We start from the raw sequence: 17,569 nt of genomic DNA on the forward strand, positions 1-17,569 counted from the left end.
TCGGGGCTTTCATTTGGCGGGCTCGCCCTTATTTCTTCTTCAGGATCTTCTTGAGATACCTGCCCGTGTGGCTCTTCTCGTTCGCCGCGACGTCTTCGGGCGTGCCTTTTGCGACGACATGGCCGCCGCCCTGCCCGCCTTCGGGACCCATGTCCACGATATAGTCGGCGCATTTGATGAGATCGAGGTTATGCTCGATCACAATGACGGTATTGCCGTGATCCACGAGCTTCTGGAGTATTTCGATCAGCTTGCGCACGTCTTCGTAGTGAAGGCCGACCGTCGGCTCGTCGAGAAGGTATACCGTGCGGTGCGTGTCCGGCCTGTAGAGCTCGGCAGAGATTTTGACGCGCTGCGCTTCGCCGCCGGAAAGCGTCGTCGCCGACTGGCCCAACTCGAGGTATCCGAGGCCTACGTCAGAGAGCGTGCGAAGCCTGTCGTAAATTGCAGGGATGTCTTCGAAGAATTTAAGGCCCTCTTCTATCGTCATCTGGAGGATGTCATAGACGTTCTTGCCCTTGTATTCGACTTCGAGGGTCTCTTTCTGGAATCGCTTGCCCTGGCAGACCTCGCACGGCACGTACACCGTCGGAAGGAAATGCATTTCCACGGCTATCTCCCCGTTACCCTGGCAAGCTTCGCAGCGGCCGCCCTTTACGTTGAACGAGAATCGGTTGGATTTCCAGCCGCGCGCCCGGGCTTCGGCGGTCTCGGCGAAGAGATCGCGGATAAAGGTCCACGCGCCCGTGTATGTCGCCGGGTTCGAACGCGGCGTGCGACCGATCGGCGACTGATCGATCAAAATAGTGCGCGAAACGTATTCGGTGCCCGTGAACGACGCGCAATTGAAGACTTCGTTCGTGCGTTTCCGCTTTTCGAGGCGCGCTTCGAGGTTCTTGTGGATGATCTCGTACAGGAACGAAGACTTGCCTGAGCCGGATACACCCGTGATGGCGACGAGCTTGCCCAACGGAATATCGGCATTGAGATTCTTGATATTGAATATGTTGCCGCCCTTGATGGATATCTTGCCTTTGTCTATGTTCCGGCGCGCATCGGGCAGATCCACCTGCATTTCGCCGCGAAGGTACGCGAGCGTGAGAGAGTTCGACTTGTTCTCTTTGGCCGTGAGGAGCGGCTCGAGATAGCCTGCGACGACGACATTTCCGCCGTGAACGCCTGCGCCCGGACCGATGTCTACGATGTAATCAGAAGCGAAGATGGTGTCTTCATCGTGCTCGACGACGAGGATCGTGTTGCCTAGATCGCGCAGATTCAAAAGCGTCTTGATCAAGCGGTCGTTATCGCGCTGATGAAGGCCGATCGTCGGTTCGTCGAGCACGTACAACGCGCCAACGAGACCGGAGCCGAGCTGGGATGCGAGCCTGATGCGCTGCGCTTCCCCGCCCGACAGGGTATGCGCGCGGCGGTCGAGCGTCAGGTATTCGATACCGACGTCGAGCATGAATTTGATGCGGCTCTCGATCTCGCGCAGGACGACTTTGGCTATGTTCTTCTCTTTCTCCGAAAGCTCTATGTCGGAAAAATATTCGAATGCGTCGTTTATGGACATCCTCGTCACGTCGACGATCGATTTGCCGCCGATGAGTACGTGAAGAGCCTCTTCGCGGAGGCGCGCGCCCTTGCAGGTCTCGCACGGGTCGTCGCCGAATATGTATTTGGTGCCGAGGCCGTTGCAGGTCGGGCATGCGCCATACGGCGAGTTGAACGAGAACAGGCGCGGCTCGATCTCCGGATACGCGTATCCGTCATACGGGCACATGAATTTGACCGACATCAATCGCTCGCCCTTCGGTTCGTCTATTTTGAGCAAGCCGCCCGACTCGTGGATGGCGCGCTCGACGGCTTCCGAGAGGCGTTCGCGCACGGCCTTCGGATCCGACTTGAATTCGCTTACATAGAATTCGTCGATAAGAATGTCTATATCGTGCTTCTTGTTCTTTTCGAGCTCGACGCGCTCGCGGAGGCGCTTCAGGTGGCCGTCGATCTTCGCCATCTCGTAGCCTTTGCCCAGATAGTCGTAGAGCATCTGGTAGTACTCGCCCTTTCGGCCGACGACGACGGGCGCGAAAATGCGGACTTTGTCCTTGTCTACGGAGACGCCCATAACTTTGACGCCTTTCTCACCTGCCTTTTCGGCTTTCGCATGCGTAACGCTCTCTATGATCGTCTCTAAAATCTCTTCATTCGAAAGGCGTTTGATCTCGCGGTTACAAATGAGGCAGTGAGGATGGCCGACGCGGGCAAAAAGTACGCGGAGATAGTCGTAGATTTCGGTAATGGTCGCGACGGTCGAGCGCGGATTGTTCGAGCGCGACTTCTGGTCGATCGATATGGCCGGAGAAAGGCCCGCGATCTCGTCCACGTCAGGCTTCTGCATCTGGCGAAGGAACTGGCGCGCATATGACGACAGCGATTCGACATAGCGGCGCTGGCCTTCGGCGAAGATCGTGTCGAATGCGAGCGACGATTTGCCCGACCCGGAGAGGCCCGTGAACACCACCATCTTATTGCGCGGCATCTCTACCGTGATGTTCTTCAGGTTATGCGTTCGCGCGCCTTTGACGACCAGCTTCTCCGCGCCGGGATTGAAATCGGTCTTGGCGGCATGCGTGGCTTGATTTGTTTTCCTGTTCATATAACCGATGGAGCCTATACGAGGCCGTGCCCCAGGATGGAGCCTGGGGTTATTGCACGCAGTCTAGCATATATCCGGGAGAGCCGCTATTTCTCCAGAGCGTTATGATCCGAATCGAATCCGGCAAAAGAGGTCTCCAACGGATACGCGCGGATCGAGAGGTAATAGTTAGCCAGAGCGAGAGCACCGATCATCGCAAGGACGAGGATGCCGTTCGTGAGGAGATCATAGTGATCGAGCTTGCCTCGGAATGCCTGGACGGCGACAGTCGCGATCATGACCAGGGCGACCAGGATGCCGACGGCGAGGAACAGAGCGTTCGCTGCATGCCTCGGCGAGGCGGCTGCCTTCTGGAAGAACGTGGGCTTTGCGACAGGCGCAGGGACGGATGATACGGACGCGCCGAGGACGTTATCATCGCCGGCGGAAGCCGCGGAATCAGAAGAGACCTCTTGAGGCTGTGCAGACGCCTCGGCCGGCACCGGAACAACAGCGTCAGATACAGGAGCCTCATGATGCGCCGGGCGCGCATAGACCTGGGCGACGAATACGGTCGGAACGCCTTCGTATATGCCCTCGGCGACTCCCGTGCCGACCTCGGTATATTGGGCCTTCTCTATGTTTGCGCGGTGCGTCGGCGAATCCATCCACGCCCTGGTCACGTCTTCGGAATCGGAAAAATTGATAGCGAGGTTCTCGCCCGCATATTCATAGTCATAGCCGACCTGATCGAGCCAGTACCACGGAGTCTTCCCTTCGGGACTGACATGAGCGAAATATCCCTTAGCGGCCATATCTTCGGCCTTGAGCTGGGCAGACCTGTCGAGGACCGGATTATCGGCCAGAGCGCCGAGAGATTCCTTGGCCCGCTCTGCATTCGTGAGATCGCCAAGAACCGCCGGAAGGACCGCGGCCGTGCCCTGGTATCCGCCCATGAAGTTCGAAGTCATGCCGAAGAACGCGAGCGCTTCGCCCAAGAGGAGGAAAAGGACGACGTAACGGGCGGCTTCGCCATGCAAAAGATGCGGGCGATGGCCGTTGCCGCGGTGCGGGACAAGATGGTTTTTTAGCCAAGAAAACATAATCGGTACGATGTCAATATCGTACTCTGTATGGAGGCTTCGGTCAATGGAAAAGTCAAAGATCATGTGACCAGGGTACAAAAAAAGCGCTTAAGAAGCGCTTAATTCGTCCTGAAGACAGGCTGAAAGCCGCAAGAGGCTACTGGTTGAGCGCCCCGATGGTCATAGAACCGACATAGCCGGTAACAGGAAGATCAACTGAAGCCTGGTAGGCCTTAACCGCCGCAAGCGTTATCGGACCGAAATAGCCGGTGCTCGTCGGGAAGGTAAAGAAACCCGCCGCTCGCAAGCGCTCCTGGAGAGCCACGACCGCGTCGCCTCTCATTCCTTGAGAGACAGGGGTCGAGAGCCTTATCGTTGCGGCGCCGAGGACCTGTCCGATCGATGGAGCGCTCGAGGCAGTCGTAGCGACCGAGATTGAAGACCCTGCGCCGGACGAACGACCGCCGGAGCGGGCTGATACTATGCCGGAATTAGCAGTGGCTGTGGCACCGTTGGTGATGCTATATGTCGCGAACGTCGTAAAGTGCTTGGTCCAGACAACAAGGTCAGAGCCTACGTCGATTTTACATTCAGAACCTGCGGCAAGGGCATTGGCAGTAGTTTGATCGTCAGCAACGCAAGTTTCGGTGATCTCGGTAAAAGTAGAGCCCCCGGCAGGAATGAAACCCGCTCGTTTACCTGCCTGACCCGTAAGAACAAGCCTAACAGCCTTATCGAATGTAAGAGTTGCCGTATCAGAGCCAACTTTAATAGCGACGGCGACCGATGCGGTCTGACCTGCTCCTACTGACGGAGCAACAGAAACCGTTGCTACTTCGGGAAGCTTTATCTTGCCATCCCACGAAGAATCGCCGGTGATGACCGTACCAGAAGGTATCTCTACATCGACAGAATCAGCATTCACCGTAATCGCTACAGGGGTAGTAGCCGCAAACGCGGTGACAAGGGTGCTAAGGTCGAGCTTAGCGTCAGTAACGCCTTGAGGAACCGTTACCGATACAGGAGTCACGCTTGACGAGGTAATCGCAACAGACGCACCCGAAGTAACTGGTGCCGGCAATACATAGAGTCTCGTATTGCCCGACATGCTTGAGGTGTATTGAGAGGCATTTACCGTCACATCCTTAGTAACATCATCAATCCAAATGGCAGGACCAGCTTCAGTGTGAGCGCTAGTACCCGTAACCGTAAGAACCGCAGGCGATGTAACGCCGCTGCCCAGATCTACGTTGATACCTCCCCAGCCGTTGTTCGCGGTGGTAATGTTGTTTACATTCACCGTCGAACCGTTAACAATCACTGCTGCATGATCGTTGTTCGATACCGTGACTGAATTCAGGTTCACATCGGTCGACACGTACGCATGGATACCGTTGAGGTTGATACCCGCCGTTCCGTCGATGACGAGGCTTCCGATAGTGACATCGCTCGTATTCAGGATGCCGATCGCGCTGTTGTTGCTATTATCGGTCTTGGTGAAAGCAGGGCTCAAGGTGAAGCCGTTACCATCGAGCGTGAGCGCCTTGGTGATATTCGCCTGTGCGCTGGTCGTGATGTTTCCAGCCAATTCGACGGTGTCGCCTGCCGTAGCCGCGTCGAACGCGGCCTGGAGGTTCGCATGCCCGGTATGAGCAGTCGAGTTGTACACGGGATGAATATCTCCCGAGTTACCGCTATCGGCATTCACCCATGTTTCGCCCGTAGGAGCAGCATAGGTCCAGCCCCAGCTGTAGCCAGAGTTAGGGACCGAGCTGTTAAAATAATACGTGATCCACTTGCCCGTAAGGCCATCGCATTCATTTGCGATGGAGCAGTCAGGATTAGCGATAGGAGCCACTGAATCGTTCGGAGCGACCATGGTCTTTACAACGACCGCGCCTTCCATCGTGCCCGTAATAGGCTGCGAAAGCGTAACGCCCGTCGGGCTGATGCCCGTGGTGGTGAAGGTGCCTATGTCGGTCGCCTTCGCGCAGAAATAATCAGCTTCCGGCCAGATCTGGATGTGGCGATCAAAATTGTCGAGAGCCCAATTACCTGCGAGGCCCGAATCAGGGTCGTTAGCGATGTGATAAGTGGTATCTACGACGGTCGATCCGACATTCACGCATTCGTTGGAAGCAGGCACGTCGGCATGAGCGACTGCGGAGAAGCCGGTAAAGGCAACCGCGACGAACATCGCTGCACTAAAAAACTTTCTCATGAGAGATTATGGATTATAAAGCAACCGAGATGATAAAAAGGTTCTGGCGTTACAGGCATGAGCGTACTCTTGCTCAGGCTTTTTGTAAATAGGACCGACTTTAGTCTTTCTTCAGCTTTTCTTGACCCTACTATCGCGACGAAATGACCTTCTCTATCTCCGGAATGATGCCGTCGAGGCCTATCGTCGCCTTGACGACGAATCTCGCGGCGCCGAGCTCTCGTGCCCGGGCGATCTCTTCCTGCTGGCCGAGATTGGACAGCACGAGGACAGGGATCGGCTTGGTCGCCGGGTCCGCTTTGAGCAATTTCAATATCTCGAAGCCGTCGAGATTCGACATGAGGAGGTCGAGGATCACGACATCCGGCATTTCAGCCCTTACCGTCTCGAATGCCTTGAGGCCGTCGGTGACGATGGCGAGCCTGGCGCCGGTCTTCCCTATGCGGTCAGAGACCATTTTGCCGAGGAACTTATCGTCCTCGATCCATACGATGCTCTTCCCCGAAAGGCTGTTATTCATGGACTAAGTATATCACGCCCTCTTATGCGGATTTCATGCGGCCATAGAGAGCCTGGATCTCGTCGCGCAGTATCGCCGCAGTCTCGAAATCGAGGATCTTTACCGCTTCATTCATTTCAGCCTCTTTTTTCTTTATGACGGCCTTCGGATTCTTGGCGAATTCGGCTTCGTCTATCCTGATCTGCTCTTTGACGGCCTTATCGTGCTCGCTCTGCATCTGGTCGGTGATGTCGCTAATGGCCTTTATGATGGTCTTCGGCGTTATGCCGTGCTTTTTGTTGTACGCCTCCTGGATATCGCGGCGGCGGGAGGTCTCTTTGACCGCGCGCTCGATCGAACCGGTCATGACGTCCGCATACACGATGACGCGACCCTCCACATTACGGGCGGCACGGCCGATGATCTGGATGAGCGACGTTTCCGATCGGAGGAAACCCTCCTTATCGGCATCCAAGATAGCTATCAGCGCCACTTCAGGCAGGTCGAGGCCTTCGCGGAGCAGGTTGACACCGACGAGCACGTCGAATCTGCCGCGGCGGAAGTCGGTGAGAATGTTGATGCGGTCGATCGTCTTGATATCGCTATGGAGGTATTCGGCTTTGACCTTGCGCTCCTTCAGATAATCCACGAGATCTTCGGCCATCTTCTTGGTCAAGGTCGTCAAGATGACGCGAAAGCCTTTGGCGATGGTCTTCTCGGCTTCGGCTATAGAGTCGAATATCTGGCCTTTGTACGGCCCTTTCTCCGTGACCGGCTTTACGTCGACGACCGGGTCGAGAAGCCCCGTCGGACGGATGACCTGTTCGACGATAGCGTCGCTGTTCTCGCGCTCGAATTCGCCCGGCGTCGCCGATGTGTATATAGCCTGCCCCACCCTCTCCTCGAATTCCTGGAACTGGAGCGGCCTGTTATCGCGCGCCGAGGGCAGACGGAAGCCGTGCTCGACGAGCGTCTTCTTGCGGCTCTGATCGCCGGCGTACATGCCGCCCAGCTGCGGGATGGTGACGTGCGATTCGTCTATGATAGTGAGAAAGTCCGGCGTGCCGTCGGCCTTGTGCGGGAAATACGAAAGGAGCGTGTCGGGCGGCTCGCCCGGAGCCTTGCCGCTGAAATGGCGAGAATAGTTTTCGATCCCGTTGCAGTAGCCGACCTCGCGGATAAGCGCCAGATCATAGTTCGTGCGACGTTTCAGGCGCTCGGCTTCGAGGTTCTTCCCCTCTTTTTTGAGCTCTTCGAGCCTCTGCTCGAGCTCCGCTTTGATGGTCTTGAACGCGCGATCGACCTGATCCTTGTCCGTGATGAAATGCTTTGCCGGAAAGAGGAAGAAGACATCGAGAGGCTTCAGTATAGTGCGATTGATAGCGTCGATCTGTTCGATCGACGAAACCTTATCGCCGTCGAAACCGATGCGGTATATGGTCTTTTCGTTTACGGGCATGACCTCGATCATATTTCCGACGGCGCGGAACATGCCGGGCTCTAGATCGGCAGTGGTGCGCTCGAAATGGATACCGATCATGCGGCGGATCATCTCGGCGCGGTCGGCTTTCATACCCTTCGAGACTCTCATGTTGACCTTCTCGTAATTTTCCGGCGAGCCGAGGCCGTAGATGCAGGAAACCGACGCGACGATGATGACGTCCTTCCTCGTCAGCAACGCCTGGGTCGAAGCGTGGCGCAGGCGCTCGATCTCTTCGTTGATCATCGCCTCCTTTTCGATATAGGTGTCGGTCACGGGCATGTATGCCTCAGGCTGGTAGTAGTCATAGTACGAGACGAAATAGTGAACGGCGTTTTCAGGAAAGAATTCGCGGTACTCCTGGGCCAGCTGCGCCGCGAGCGTCTTATTATGGGCGATGACGAGCGTCGGCTTGCCTATCTGGGCTATGACATTGGCCGCGGTGAACGTCTTTCCCGATCCGGTCACGCCCAAAAGCGTCTGGTGGCGAGCGCCTGACTTGATGCTCTTCACGAGACCTTCTATGGCCTTCGGCTGGTCGCCCGCGGGCTTGAATTTGGTATTGATCTTGAATACGGACATATACAGCAATACGGCGCACGAAACGGTCCTGGGCGCCTAGTGCTATGACTATATCGCGCCGCGGCGCATAAGACCAGATACCGCCGGCAAAAAGAAAAAGCCGCGCCAAAACTGGCGCGGCTTGAGATATATGCGGACCGGGAGCGAATCAGTCCCGAACGCCCAGAAAAAAGGCGTTGGAGAGCTGATAGCGCGGAGCGACGTCGAGCATCCGCTTCCCCGGATAGCAGGAGACGAGGACCGGCGTCGGATTCTGCCCTTCATGTCCGGGAGCGACGACCCGACGGAACATCCAGCTCACAGGCCTGTCTTTTCCGAAATAGAGGAGGTCGCCGACGAGGCCCGGGCGATAGCCTTGTTCCGCGATGCGCGCGGCAGCTTCCTGCGGCGAGCACTTCCCGAACTTGAAGAGCTTCGGCTTCCTGCCCCATGTCATGAGCATGCCGGAATAGAGCGAATCGAACCACGGCACGACCATCCAATATTTGCCGAGGGCGACGAGCTCGCTATACGTGAACGCCCGATCGACCGGGATATTGGCATTGGGCCGCGACGCCTGCGGAAGCTGCGCGGGTTGCGGCGGACGCCGCCTGAAGAGGGAGCCGAGCCCGGGACGATACGCTTGAACGTGCGCTGTCGAGTGCATATGTTTCCTTTCCTATTTAGATCGCGTTCCTATGATCCGCTTCGATGCGGATTGTCCGGAACGATGCGCCGATGTAGATGTGATTTTTACGGCGCTTCAAAGAGCTTATACTTACATTATAGCACCGATAACCATATAAGTCAATGCAGGAAAAAAGGGTCACGCGGCGAAGCGTGACCCTGAATTTTCTAGTCGAAGCAATGAGAAATGAAAGGATGCAGTCTCAACCTGAATCAGAGTCGAAGGGTTCTAAGCCTTTGAGCGTGAGCTCGAACTCCTACCTTCGGTCGAGGCGCGGTTTGCGATTCCGTTCCCTGGCTGGCCGCTGGCGGCCTATGCGAGGGGCGCGGGAGGGCGAGGACCAAATTGAGGCGGACGGGGTCCGAACTCAAGAGGAAGCCTTTGCATTCCACTCTTCATTTCTTGCTTTTTCATTGTTTGTTCCTTTTCGTTGTTTGCGAATGGAAGCGGGACCTAAAAGCCGGTGAAGGCTCTCTGCAGTCAATTCTATCCCCCTCTGAAGATTTGTAAAGAAAAGCAAGGCGCCTCTGCCCTATTTTTCGTGGATAGCAGGTGGATAATCGGTGGAAAGCTGGGGATTTCCGGAGAGAGCTCCTAATAAAGCGATTTTTCAGCTCTTGACGCTGACGCGATCCTAATTCTCAGTAGAGTTCATCGCTGCCTGGGTCAGCGGGCCGTAATAGCCGGTCGCAGGCACTCCGTGGGCGGCCTGGAATCGCTTCAGGGCCGCGAGCGTCGCCGGGCCGAATACTCCGTTAGGGGCGGCAGCGAGGTATCCCTTCTGCGCCAAGGTTTCCTGAAGGGACTTCACTGCTTCGCCCTGGTCATGATATTGAAGGCCCGCCGGCGGCACCGATGACGCGGGAGCGGCATTGATCGCCGCCCTTGCCTCTTGAGCCTTATCGGCCGGTATGACGCCGGCGGCGATAAGGGCTTCGATGAAGGTCGAGAGCGTCGGGAGGAGGACGGGACGGGCAAAGCTCGACGGAGCTGCGTCGCTCGACGCGAGGTTAGCGGCCCTGCGCGCCGCGGACGTCTGCGACGACGGCCTCGATCCCGACGAGGATCCCGAGGACGGGCTCGCCGGAGCGGCGCAGGAAGCCGCGGTGAACGATACGACGGAGCCGAACCCGGTGCCGGTCACGTTCGTCGCATAGGCCCGGAAGTAATAGGTGGTCTCGCAGATAAGGGACGATATCGAGGAAGAGAAAGAGGCTGCCCCCGTTTGGGCGCCGAGAGTAGTCGTAGACACCCCGGTCAAAAGCGCCGATGACGTGCCGTATGTGAAGCCCGACTGGGTGGCGTTATTGCCTCCCGTAACCGAGATGGAGCCGTTAAGGTTCGCAGAGGTCTGGCCGATCGAGGAAGCGGAAGAAGTGACGACCGTCGGAGCGGCGCAAGCAGACGTCGTGAACGAAGTGATCGATCCATATCCGGTGCCGCCGGAGTTCGTGGCGTAGGGACGGAAGTAATACGTGGTATTGCAAGCCAGAGAGGAAGCTGACCCCGTGAACGCGCCCGTAGAGAACGAGCCTGATTCGGTCGAGGTCGATATGACCGTCGAGAGATTTGAGGCCGTGCCGTATGCGAAGCCGCGGACGGAAGGGTTGTCGCCTCCCGTAGCGGTGATGGTGCCGTTAAGGGTAGCGGACGCGTTCGTCAGAGAAGAGGCAGCCTGGGCAGTGACCGTCGGGGCGGAAGGGCCGCCGCTCGAAGTCGTGAAGGTCTTGTCCGAAGACGTCGCATAGTTGTTGTCAGGGTCTCCCGATTCGACGCGGAAATGATAGGCGGTATTCGCAGTAAGCCCCGTGAGCGTTACGGAATGAGACGTGACGTATGCCGACGAGGACGAAGCCGAGCCGTACGATGAGCTAGCTCCGTAGCGCACGGTCGAGCTCGCGACCTTGTCGGTCGTCCAAGTTATCGTCGCGGTAGTCGCGGTCGTGCTCGACGCGATCGAAGATATGACCGGCGGCGTCGTAGAAGCGATGTATCGGGTATAAGCCGGATTAGGGTTCGAGCCGTTGAGCCCGTTCGACCCGAAGAGCGTCACCGCCCCGAGATCCGGGCCTATGCCCGGCCACGGAGACGTGTCCCACCATGACGGCTGGCTCGATCGGTAGAACGAGTTCGGAAGCGTGTGATTCGAGTTTCCCGCATCCCACGACGTGGACGAGGCGTTCCAGTCATAGTTGCCGTGAAGCAAGGTCGTCGCCGCCACTCGGGCGTCAGGGAGCGAGATCGATGCGTTGTAGCTCGCGGTGCCGGAGCATGTATCCTGTTCGCAGCCGAGGCGAGTCGCGGTCCCCATGATGCCGGAGCTTCCGAAGATGTTGCCCAGAATGTTCTCGTAGAGGTTGCCGAGCTGGATGTCCACGGCGAACATGCCGACGATCGTCGCGGGCACGGCCTTGACCTCGATATTGTTCCTGAAAGCGGTATTGAAGCGGGACGAACCGAGGACCTGATCGAAGCGCATGATGCCGGCTATGTTCCCTTCCCAAAGGTTGAACATCGGCTGTCCTCCGTGGGTGGTCATGTCGCCCATCAGGTAGTCTGTGGAAAGGCCGTTCTCGTTGATCGGCTGGCGGGAATAGTTATAGCCGAATATGTTCGCCTGTCCGCCGTATTCGGTGATCAGGGAATGCCTGAGATGGACGAAGACGTTGTTCTCGACCAGGCTGTCGGAGGTACGGCCGTAGATCGCGGCGCCGTAGCATGCGTTGCCGCCGCAGTTCAGCTGCCACGTCTGCTCGAACCATGAATCGCGGATGACGGAGCCGTAGTTTCCTTCGAGGTCGACGTGCCAATTCCAGACGTTGAGGCTCTTCACGTTCCTTACCCAGCAATTGATACAGCCATCGAAATATATGTTCGAGCCGGTCCCCGATCCGCTCTGCTTCCTGTCGAGCGCGAGGCTCTCTACGCCCGCCTTCTGATAGCGCGCAGAATAATTCCAAGTCGCCGGATTCATCATGTACTTGTAATCGTAGTGGACGGGCGTCTCGAGATCGAAATAGTTGCTGCCGATAGCGGTGATCTTGTTCGTCTGTCCGATGGTGCGTCCCATGTAGTTGGCCGTATTCTCTTCCGTGTCTCCGTTATCTTGGGAAAGGATGATCTGGTCGCCGACCTGATAAAAGGTCTGGAAGTCGATGTTCGCAGGATCGACGTAGATCCTGGTACTGCCTTTATAGGCTCCTGAATAGACCGGGATGGAGCGGGATGGAGCGGGACCAGCTTCCGCCGCCCAGGATAAGAGTCGTCACGCTCGCGTCAGCGATGATCTTCGTGAAATTCGCTCCGGCGCCGATGAGGCTCTTATTGCTCGGCATAGCGATTCCGCCGGAGATACGGTAAGTGCCTGCAGGAAGATAGCAAGAGGTGTTATCCGCCGCATTATCGAGACAGCTTTGTATAGCCGCCAGGTCATCGGTGACCCCGTTGCCCGTCGCTCCGTCATTCGTGACCGCATTCCTTCCCACGGCGCGGGTCGGGATCGTGAACAGAAGCCCGGCGTTCGTCGTCCAGTCGATCTTCCTTTCAGGCGGTATCAGCTCCTTCGGCGAGCACGCTCCCGTGACGAAGGTGCGGTCGGTGGACGATCCGGTAGCCCCGTTATATCCGAATACCCTGAAATGATAGGTCGTATTGCACGTAAGGTCGTACGCGTTAAAGGCGAACGGAACGGTGGTGTCATAGACAGCCGACGAAGACGTGGCGCTCGTCGAAGAGCTGTACGAGGTCGTAAGACCGTACTGGATGCCGACTTGGGAAGACGCCCCGTACGAGCCAACGACCGTTATCTGGCCGGAAAGGAGCGCCGACGTCTGGCCCACGTTCGACGCGGCATTAGACGAAAGAGCCGGCCATTCGCAGGCGGACGTACTGAACGTCGCGTCGCTCGAAGTGCCCGTGCCGTTTGAGTTCGTCGCGAACGCCCTAACGTGATAGGACGTGCCGCAGTAAAGGCCCCGGACGGTCTGCGAATATGCGCCGGTAGAATAGGATCCCGTCGTAGACGTCGCGAGCCCGTAGGAGGTCGTAGTGCCGAAATTGAAGCCGCGGACGGTCGGAGTAGACGCGCCGATGCTCGTGATCGAGCCGTTGAACGTGGCCGTAGACGTCGAGACGCTCGTAGGCGCAGAGATCGAGAGGAGAGGCGTCGTCGGACACGCCGAGGTAGTGAAGCTTTGATCGCCGGAAACGCCCGTCCCGGCGGCATTCGTCGCCGATGCCTGGAAATGATAGGTCGTATTGCACGTCAGATTGGTCACGACAAGGAAGAAAGCTCCCGTTCCGTAGAGGCCCGGGCTCGAAGAGGCGGTCGTTCCGTACGAAGCGGTCGTACCGTAGTTGAATCCATAGACCGTCGACGATGCATTACCGTCAGCCGTTATGGTTCCGTTAAGCGTCACCGTATCAGAGCTGATGGACGTAGCGGCCTGGACCGTGACCGTAGGAGCGGATGTCAGCACGTACTCGTCGGCGCCGATATCCCACGCCGTGCTATACGGCCTCGATTGGTTATCGATGTCGGTGGAGAACGGGAGATTCGAATCGCCCGAAAAATCGGCACCGAAATTGCGAGCGCCGGTATCGGATCCTGTGAGGTGAAGGTCCCAGGTGGTCGAAGCGACGAACGAGAATGCCCTGTTCTCCCTGTCGTTCGCGCCGGGAGTGCCGAAGGCGTATATCGGCCCGCTTGCCGCGTTATAGTCGGAATCGCTCCATGAGCCGAGGTCCGGGATCGAGCTCGATGCGAGGATGTTGTTCTTGAAGAAAGTCACGTTAGTAGGCGTCTGCAACACCCTTTCGTTGTCATAGAACGTGTTGTTATAGATATAGACGGCGGCCCAAGAGCTTGGGTTGACGGTGATCGACTGGGCCTGGCCGTCGCCTCTCTGGCCTATGAATACGTTGTCCCAGATGCGGATGGTCCTGGTGCCGCCTCCGTCGCCGACATAGCCGAAATAGAGCTGCCAGGACCTGCAGGGAGAATAGGTGGTCGTATCGATGATAAGGAGATTGTTCGAGAGCCGGTAATCATCGGACGTCGTGACGCCCGAGCTACCGATCGCATCAGTGTTACCGAAAGAGGCGCAGTTGTTCGCTACCTTGACCTGGAGGCCCTCGACGCGCATATGGCCTACGGCCATACCGAGGCCAAATCCCGTGTTGTTGGCGTCGCGGGTATCTTGTATGGAGAACCTCGTCGGAGACCACTTTCCCGTATGCCTCTGCGACTGGTTCACTTCGGTGGCCGTATTCCACGGAGCATAGAGGCGAACGTAGTTATTCACTCCCGTAGTGATGCCCGTGAATTCCGTCCCGGCATCCGGACCGGAGTCATAGTACATGGCGAGATTGAGGATATAGTCCCCCGTGACGAGATTGCTCGTATTGAGATGGCTCGAATCGATCGCTCCGGTATTGGCCGCCGACAGAGACGAGAACGCGTGAGCGATGGAATTGACGGTCGCGGCGGTAACGTTCGAAGGGACGCCGCCGGTCGTGGTTATGACAGTCCACTGGGTCGAAGACACCTTTCCGGAGATATAGGCTTTCGAGGAGGTGTTATACGTAATGAGATCGCCCACGCCCATGTTCGCCGCGGTCTGCGCCACTGATAAGGTCGCGACGCCGCTCGATATATCCATCGTCGGCGAGCCGGTCTTGTGGTCGCTCGTATTTTGACCGACGGAGTAATAGATATTCGTCGCCGCCAGAGCAAGGTGAGGGATCAAGGCAAGGCAAGCTGCCGCAAAAAGCTTAAACGCCCTCCGCAAAATAGCAGATCGAAAATTCACGCTCTTAATTATACCCCAAGGCCTCAAGGCCTACTTATCCACAATATTTCGACAGGAAGACGCCTTTGAAATCGCTGAAAGTGCCGGCGATGACCGCCTCGCGCATCCTTTTCACGAGGTCGACGATGAAATAGAGGTTGTGCACCGAACAGAGCATCGGCCCGAGCATCTCGCGGGACTTATGGAGATGGGCGATGTACGCGCGGGTGTAGTTCTTGCAGGCATAGCAGCCGCAATCGGGATCGATCGGCGATTGATCGTCTTGAAATCGCTCGTTGCCGATATGTATCTTCCCTGTCGGCGTATAGACCGTGCCGTGGCGGCCGAGGCGCGTCGGAGCGACGCAGTCGAACGTATCGCAGCCGTTCTCTACACCGAGAAAGAGATCTTCGGGCTCGCCTATGCCGAGCAGGTGACGCGGCTTGTCTTCAGGCAGTATCTCGTTCACCCATTTAACCGCCGTATGGAGGTCGTCTTTATCGAACGATCCGCCGATACCGAAGCCGTCGAAATCCATGGCGGCCAGAGCGGCAGCGCTCTCCTTGCGCAGATCTTCATAGCGGCCGCCCTGTACCACGCCGAAGAGGGCCTGACGCTCGGAGATAGGCTGTGAACGATGGTATTCGAGGCTCCTTTTGGCCCAGCGATGGGTGCGGTCGAGCGCCTCGCGCTGATACGGCTTGGTCTCCGAAGGCGACGTGCATTCGTCGAATGCGAATATGATGTCGGCGCCGATCGTATGCTGTATCTCCATCGATCGCTCCGGCGTTATGTAATGGATCGTCCCGTCGAGCGGCGATTTGAACGCCGCGCCGTCATGGTCTATCTCGACGAGCTTCGGCTTGACCGCTTCTTCGTCGCGCTCTCTCAAGAGCGGCACGTTCGCGACGTCTTTCAGGATTTTTGAAACGCTCGAGCCATATCCCGCGCCCAGAGAGAATACCTGGAAACCTCCGGAATCGGTCATGGTCGGGCCGTTCCAGTTCATCATCTTCTGAAGACCGCCCATGGCGCGGACGCGAGCCTCGCCTGGCTGCATATACAGGTGGTACGTATTGGCGAGCACGGTCTCGACGCCCGCTTCGCGGAGCATCTCGACGGTGAGGCCGCGCACGGCGGCCTTCGTCCCTACGGCGATGAATGCGGGGGTTCGGATCGGCCCATGGGCAGTCTGAATGACGCCTGCGCGCGCCATACCGGGACCCTTCTTCTCTATCTTGAATTCGATAGGCTTTTTCACGTTGAGAGCCTACCCTATGGCTATTCCTTGCGCAACGGAGACTTCTTGAGGAGCGCGAGCACTTCGTCGTCCTCGTCGGTGACGGTGTATATCTTGTCGTCGCCCGGAGATATAGTCTTGAACTCGTCGCGAAGGGCGCTCGAGACGGCGTCGATCTTGCCCCAGAAATCTTTGCCGATGCAGATGACCGGGACCTTCGGGATCTTGCGGGTCTGAATGAGCGTCACGATCTCGAAAAATTCGTCCAGCGTGCCGTAGCCTCCCGGAAAGAAGATATAGACTTCGGCCGAGAACGAGAGCGCGACTTTCCGTATGAAGAAATAATAGAATCGGATATTGGCAGTGAGGAATTCGTTCATCTTCTGCTCGTGCGGAAGGATGATGTTCATGCCGATCGATTTGCCGCCGGCTTCATAGGCACCTCTGTTCGCCGCCTCCATGATGCCGGGACCGCCGCCGGTTACGACCGCATAGCCGGTCTCTTTTACGATGCGGTTGGCCAGAGCGCGGGCGCGGACATAGCACGGGTGCTTTTCCTCGAATCGCGCCGAGCCGAAGAACGATACGGAGCGCGGATACGATTTGAGGAACCTGAACGTATGCTTGAATTCGCTGTTTATAGTCGCGAGGCGCTTGCGAGCGCCTTCCTTCAGATCTTTATACGACAATTCTTGATGAGTCAGCCTGCTGTCGGAGACGGCGGTCTTTTTCTTCCAGATATTAAGCATGGGATTTATGCGTACATTGTACTATACTATCTTCGTACACGTATAGTTTATTGGTTTAAAAACACCCATGACAACACTCGGAAAGCGAGAATGGATCGCAGTCGGCGTAGCGCTTGTCGCCGCGACCGCGCTCTTCTTCGGAGGGCAGATCTGGAGCCTTTTCTCCGGAGTCGCTCCATTACAAGACCAGAACGGCTCGCAATACGCCAGCCAAGCTGCAGCGACGGCTAACGCAACGACCATGCAGAATATTTCGACGACGAAGGGCCTCGAGATCTATGACGAGCAGGTAGGCTCCGGCGCGACCGCTACCGCAGGCAAGACGATCACCGCCCACTATGTCGGCACCCTTACCAACGGCACCAAGTTCGACAGCTCGGTAGATCGCGGCCAGCCGTTCACGTTCACTCTCGGCGCCGGGCAGGTCATCCAGGGCTGGGACATGGGCATCCAGGGCATGAAGGTCGGCGGCGTCCGCCGATTGGTGATCGCTCCCGAATTGGCATACGGAAACCGCGCGATAGGCCCGATCCCCGCCGGCTCTACGCTCATCTTCGAAGTGCAGCTCCTCGACGTAAAGTAATCCCCCCCCCCCGGGGGGGGGGGGGGGGGGGGGGGG

At 57.4% G+C, this 17,569-nt stretch carries 11 protein-coding genes; 1 reads left to right on the forward strand and 10 read right to left on the reverse strand.

Features of this window, described 5'->3' with window-relative positions; all coding sequences use genetic code 11:
- Positions 1–28 precede the first annotated feature (28 nt).
- The 10 genes from uvrA to VHE10_00450 form a co-directional block, all read right to left on the reverse strand.
- The gene (gene uvrA, locus VHE10_00405; GenBank protein HVU06249.1) at positions 29–2,659 is read right to left on the reverse strand and encodes an excinuclease ABC subunit UvrA; all 2,631 of its coding nucleotides are present in this window, start codon (positions 2,657–2,659) and stop codon (positions 29–31) included.
- Between the two features lie 86 nt (positions 2,660–2,745).
- Positions 2,746–3,741, reverse strand: a complete 996-nt coding sequence (locus VHE10_00410) for a CAP domain-containing protein (GenBank protein ID HVU06250.1) — start codon at positions 3,739–3,741, stop codon at positions 2,746–2,748.
- Positions 3,742–3,880: 139 nt separating this feature from the next.
- Positions 3,881–5,944 carry a peptidoglycan-binding protein gene (locus tag VHE10_00415; GenBank protein HVU06251.1) on the reverse strand — a complete coding sequence of 688 codons (2,064 nt, stop codon included), beginning with the start codon at positions 5,942–5,944 and terminating at the stop codon, positions 3,881–3,883.
- 130 nt (positions 5,945–6,074) lie between these two features.
- Positions 6,075–6,464, reverse strand: a complete 390-nt coding sequence (locus tag VHE10_00420; protein ID HVU06252.1) for a response regulator — start codon at positions 6,462–6,464, stop codon at positions 6,075–6,077.
- A gap of 22 nt (positions 6,465–6,486) precedes the next feature.
- Positions 6,487–8,505, reverse strand: coding sequence for an excinuclease ABC subunit UvrB (gene uvrB / locus VHE10_00425; protein ID HVU06253.1), 2,019 nt, complete (start codon positions 8,503–8,505; stop codon positions 6,487–6,489).
- Positions 8,506–8,653: 148 nt separating this feature from the next.
- A complete protein-coding gene (locus VHE10_00430; GenBank protein ID HVU06254.1) occupies positions 8,654–9,151 on the reverse strand; it encodes a hypothetical protein in 498 nt (165 codons plus the stop codon).
- Between the two features lie 655 nt (positions 9,152–9,806).
- A complete protein-coding gene (locus VHE10_00435) occupies positions 9,807–12,242 on the reverse strand; it encodes a peptidoglycan-binding protein (GenBank protein HVU06255.1) in 2,436 nt (811 codons plus the stop codon).
- A gap of 121 nt (positions 12,243–12,363) precedes the next feature.
- On the reverse strand, positions 12,364–14,982 hold the full coding sequence (locus VHE10_00440; GenBank protein HVU06256.1) for a glycosyl hydrolase family 28-related protein: 2,619 nt from the start codon (positions 14,980–14,982) through the stop codon (positions 12,364–12,366).
- A 34-nt stretch (positions 14,983–15,016) separates the two neighbouring features.
- Positions 15,017–16,222, reverse strand: a complete 1,206-nt coding sequence (gene tgt, locus VHE10_00445) for a tRNA guanosine(34) transglycosylase Tgt (GenBank protein ID HVU06257.1) — start codon at positions 16,220–16,222, stop codon at positions 15,017–15,019.
- Between the two features lie 20 nt (positions 16,223–16,242).
- Complete coding sequence (locus tag VHE10_00450) at positions 16,243–16,950, reverse strand: TIGR00730 family Rossman fold protein (GenBank protein ID HVU06258.1); 708 nt, start codon at positions 16,948–16,950, stop codon at positions 16,243–16,245.
- 67 nt (positions 16,951–17,017) lie between these two features.
- On the opposite strand from VHE10_00450, the gene VHE10_00455 reads away from it, so the two are divergent.
- Complete coding sequence (locus tag VHE10_00455) at positions 17,018–17,533, forward strand: FKBP-type peptidyl-prolyl cis-trans isomerase (protein ID HVU06259.1); 516 nt, start codon at positions 17,018–17,020, stop codon at positions 17,531–17,533.
- Positions 17,534–17,569 lie beyond the last annotated feature (36 nt).

Source organism: Candidatus Paceibacterota bacterium (genome assembly GCA_035546035.1).
GTDB lineage: Bacteria > Patescibacteriota > Minisyncoccia > Phycocordibacterales > UBA6065 > UBA6065.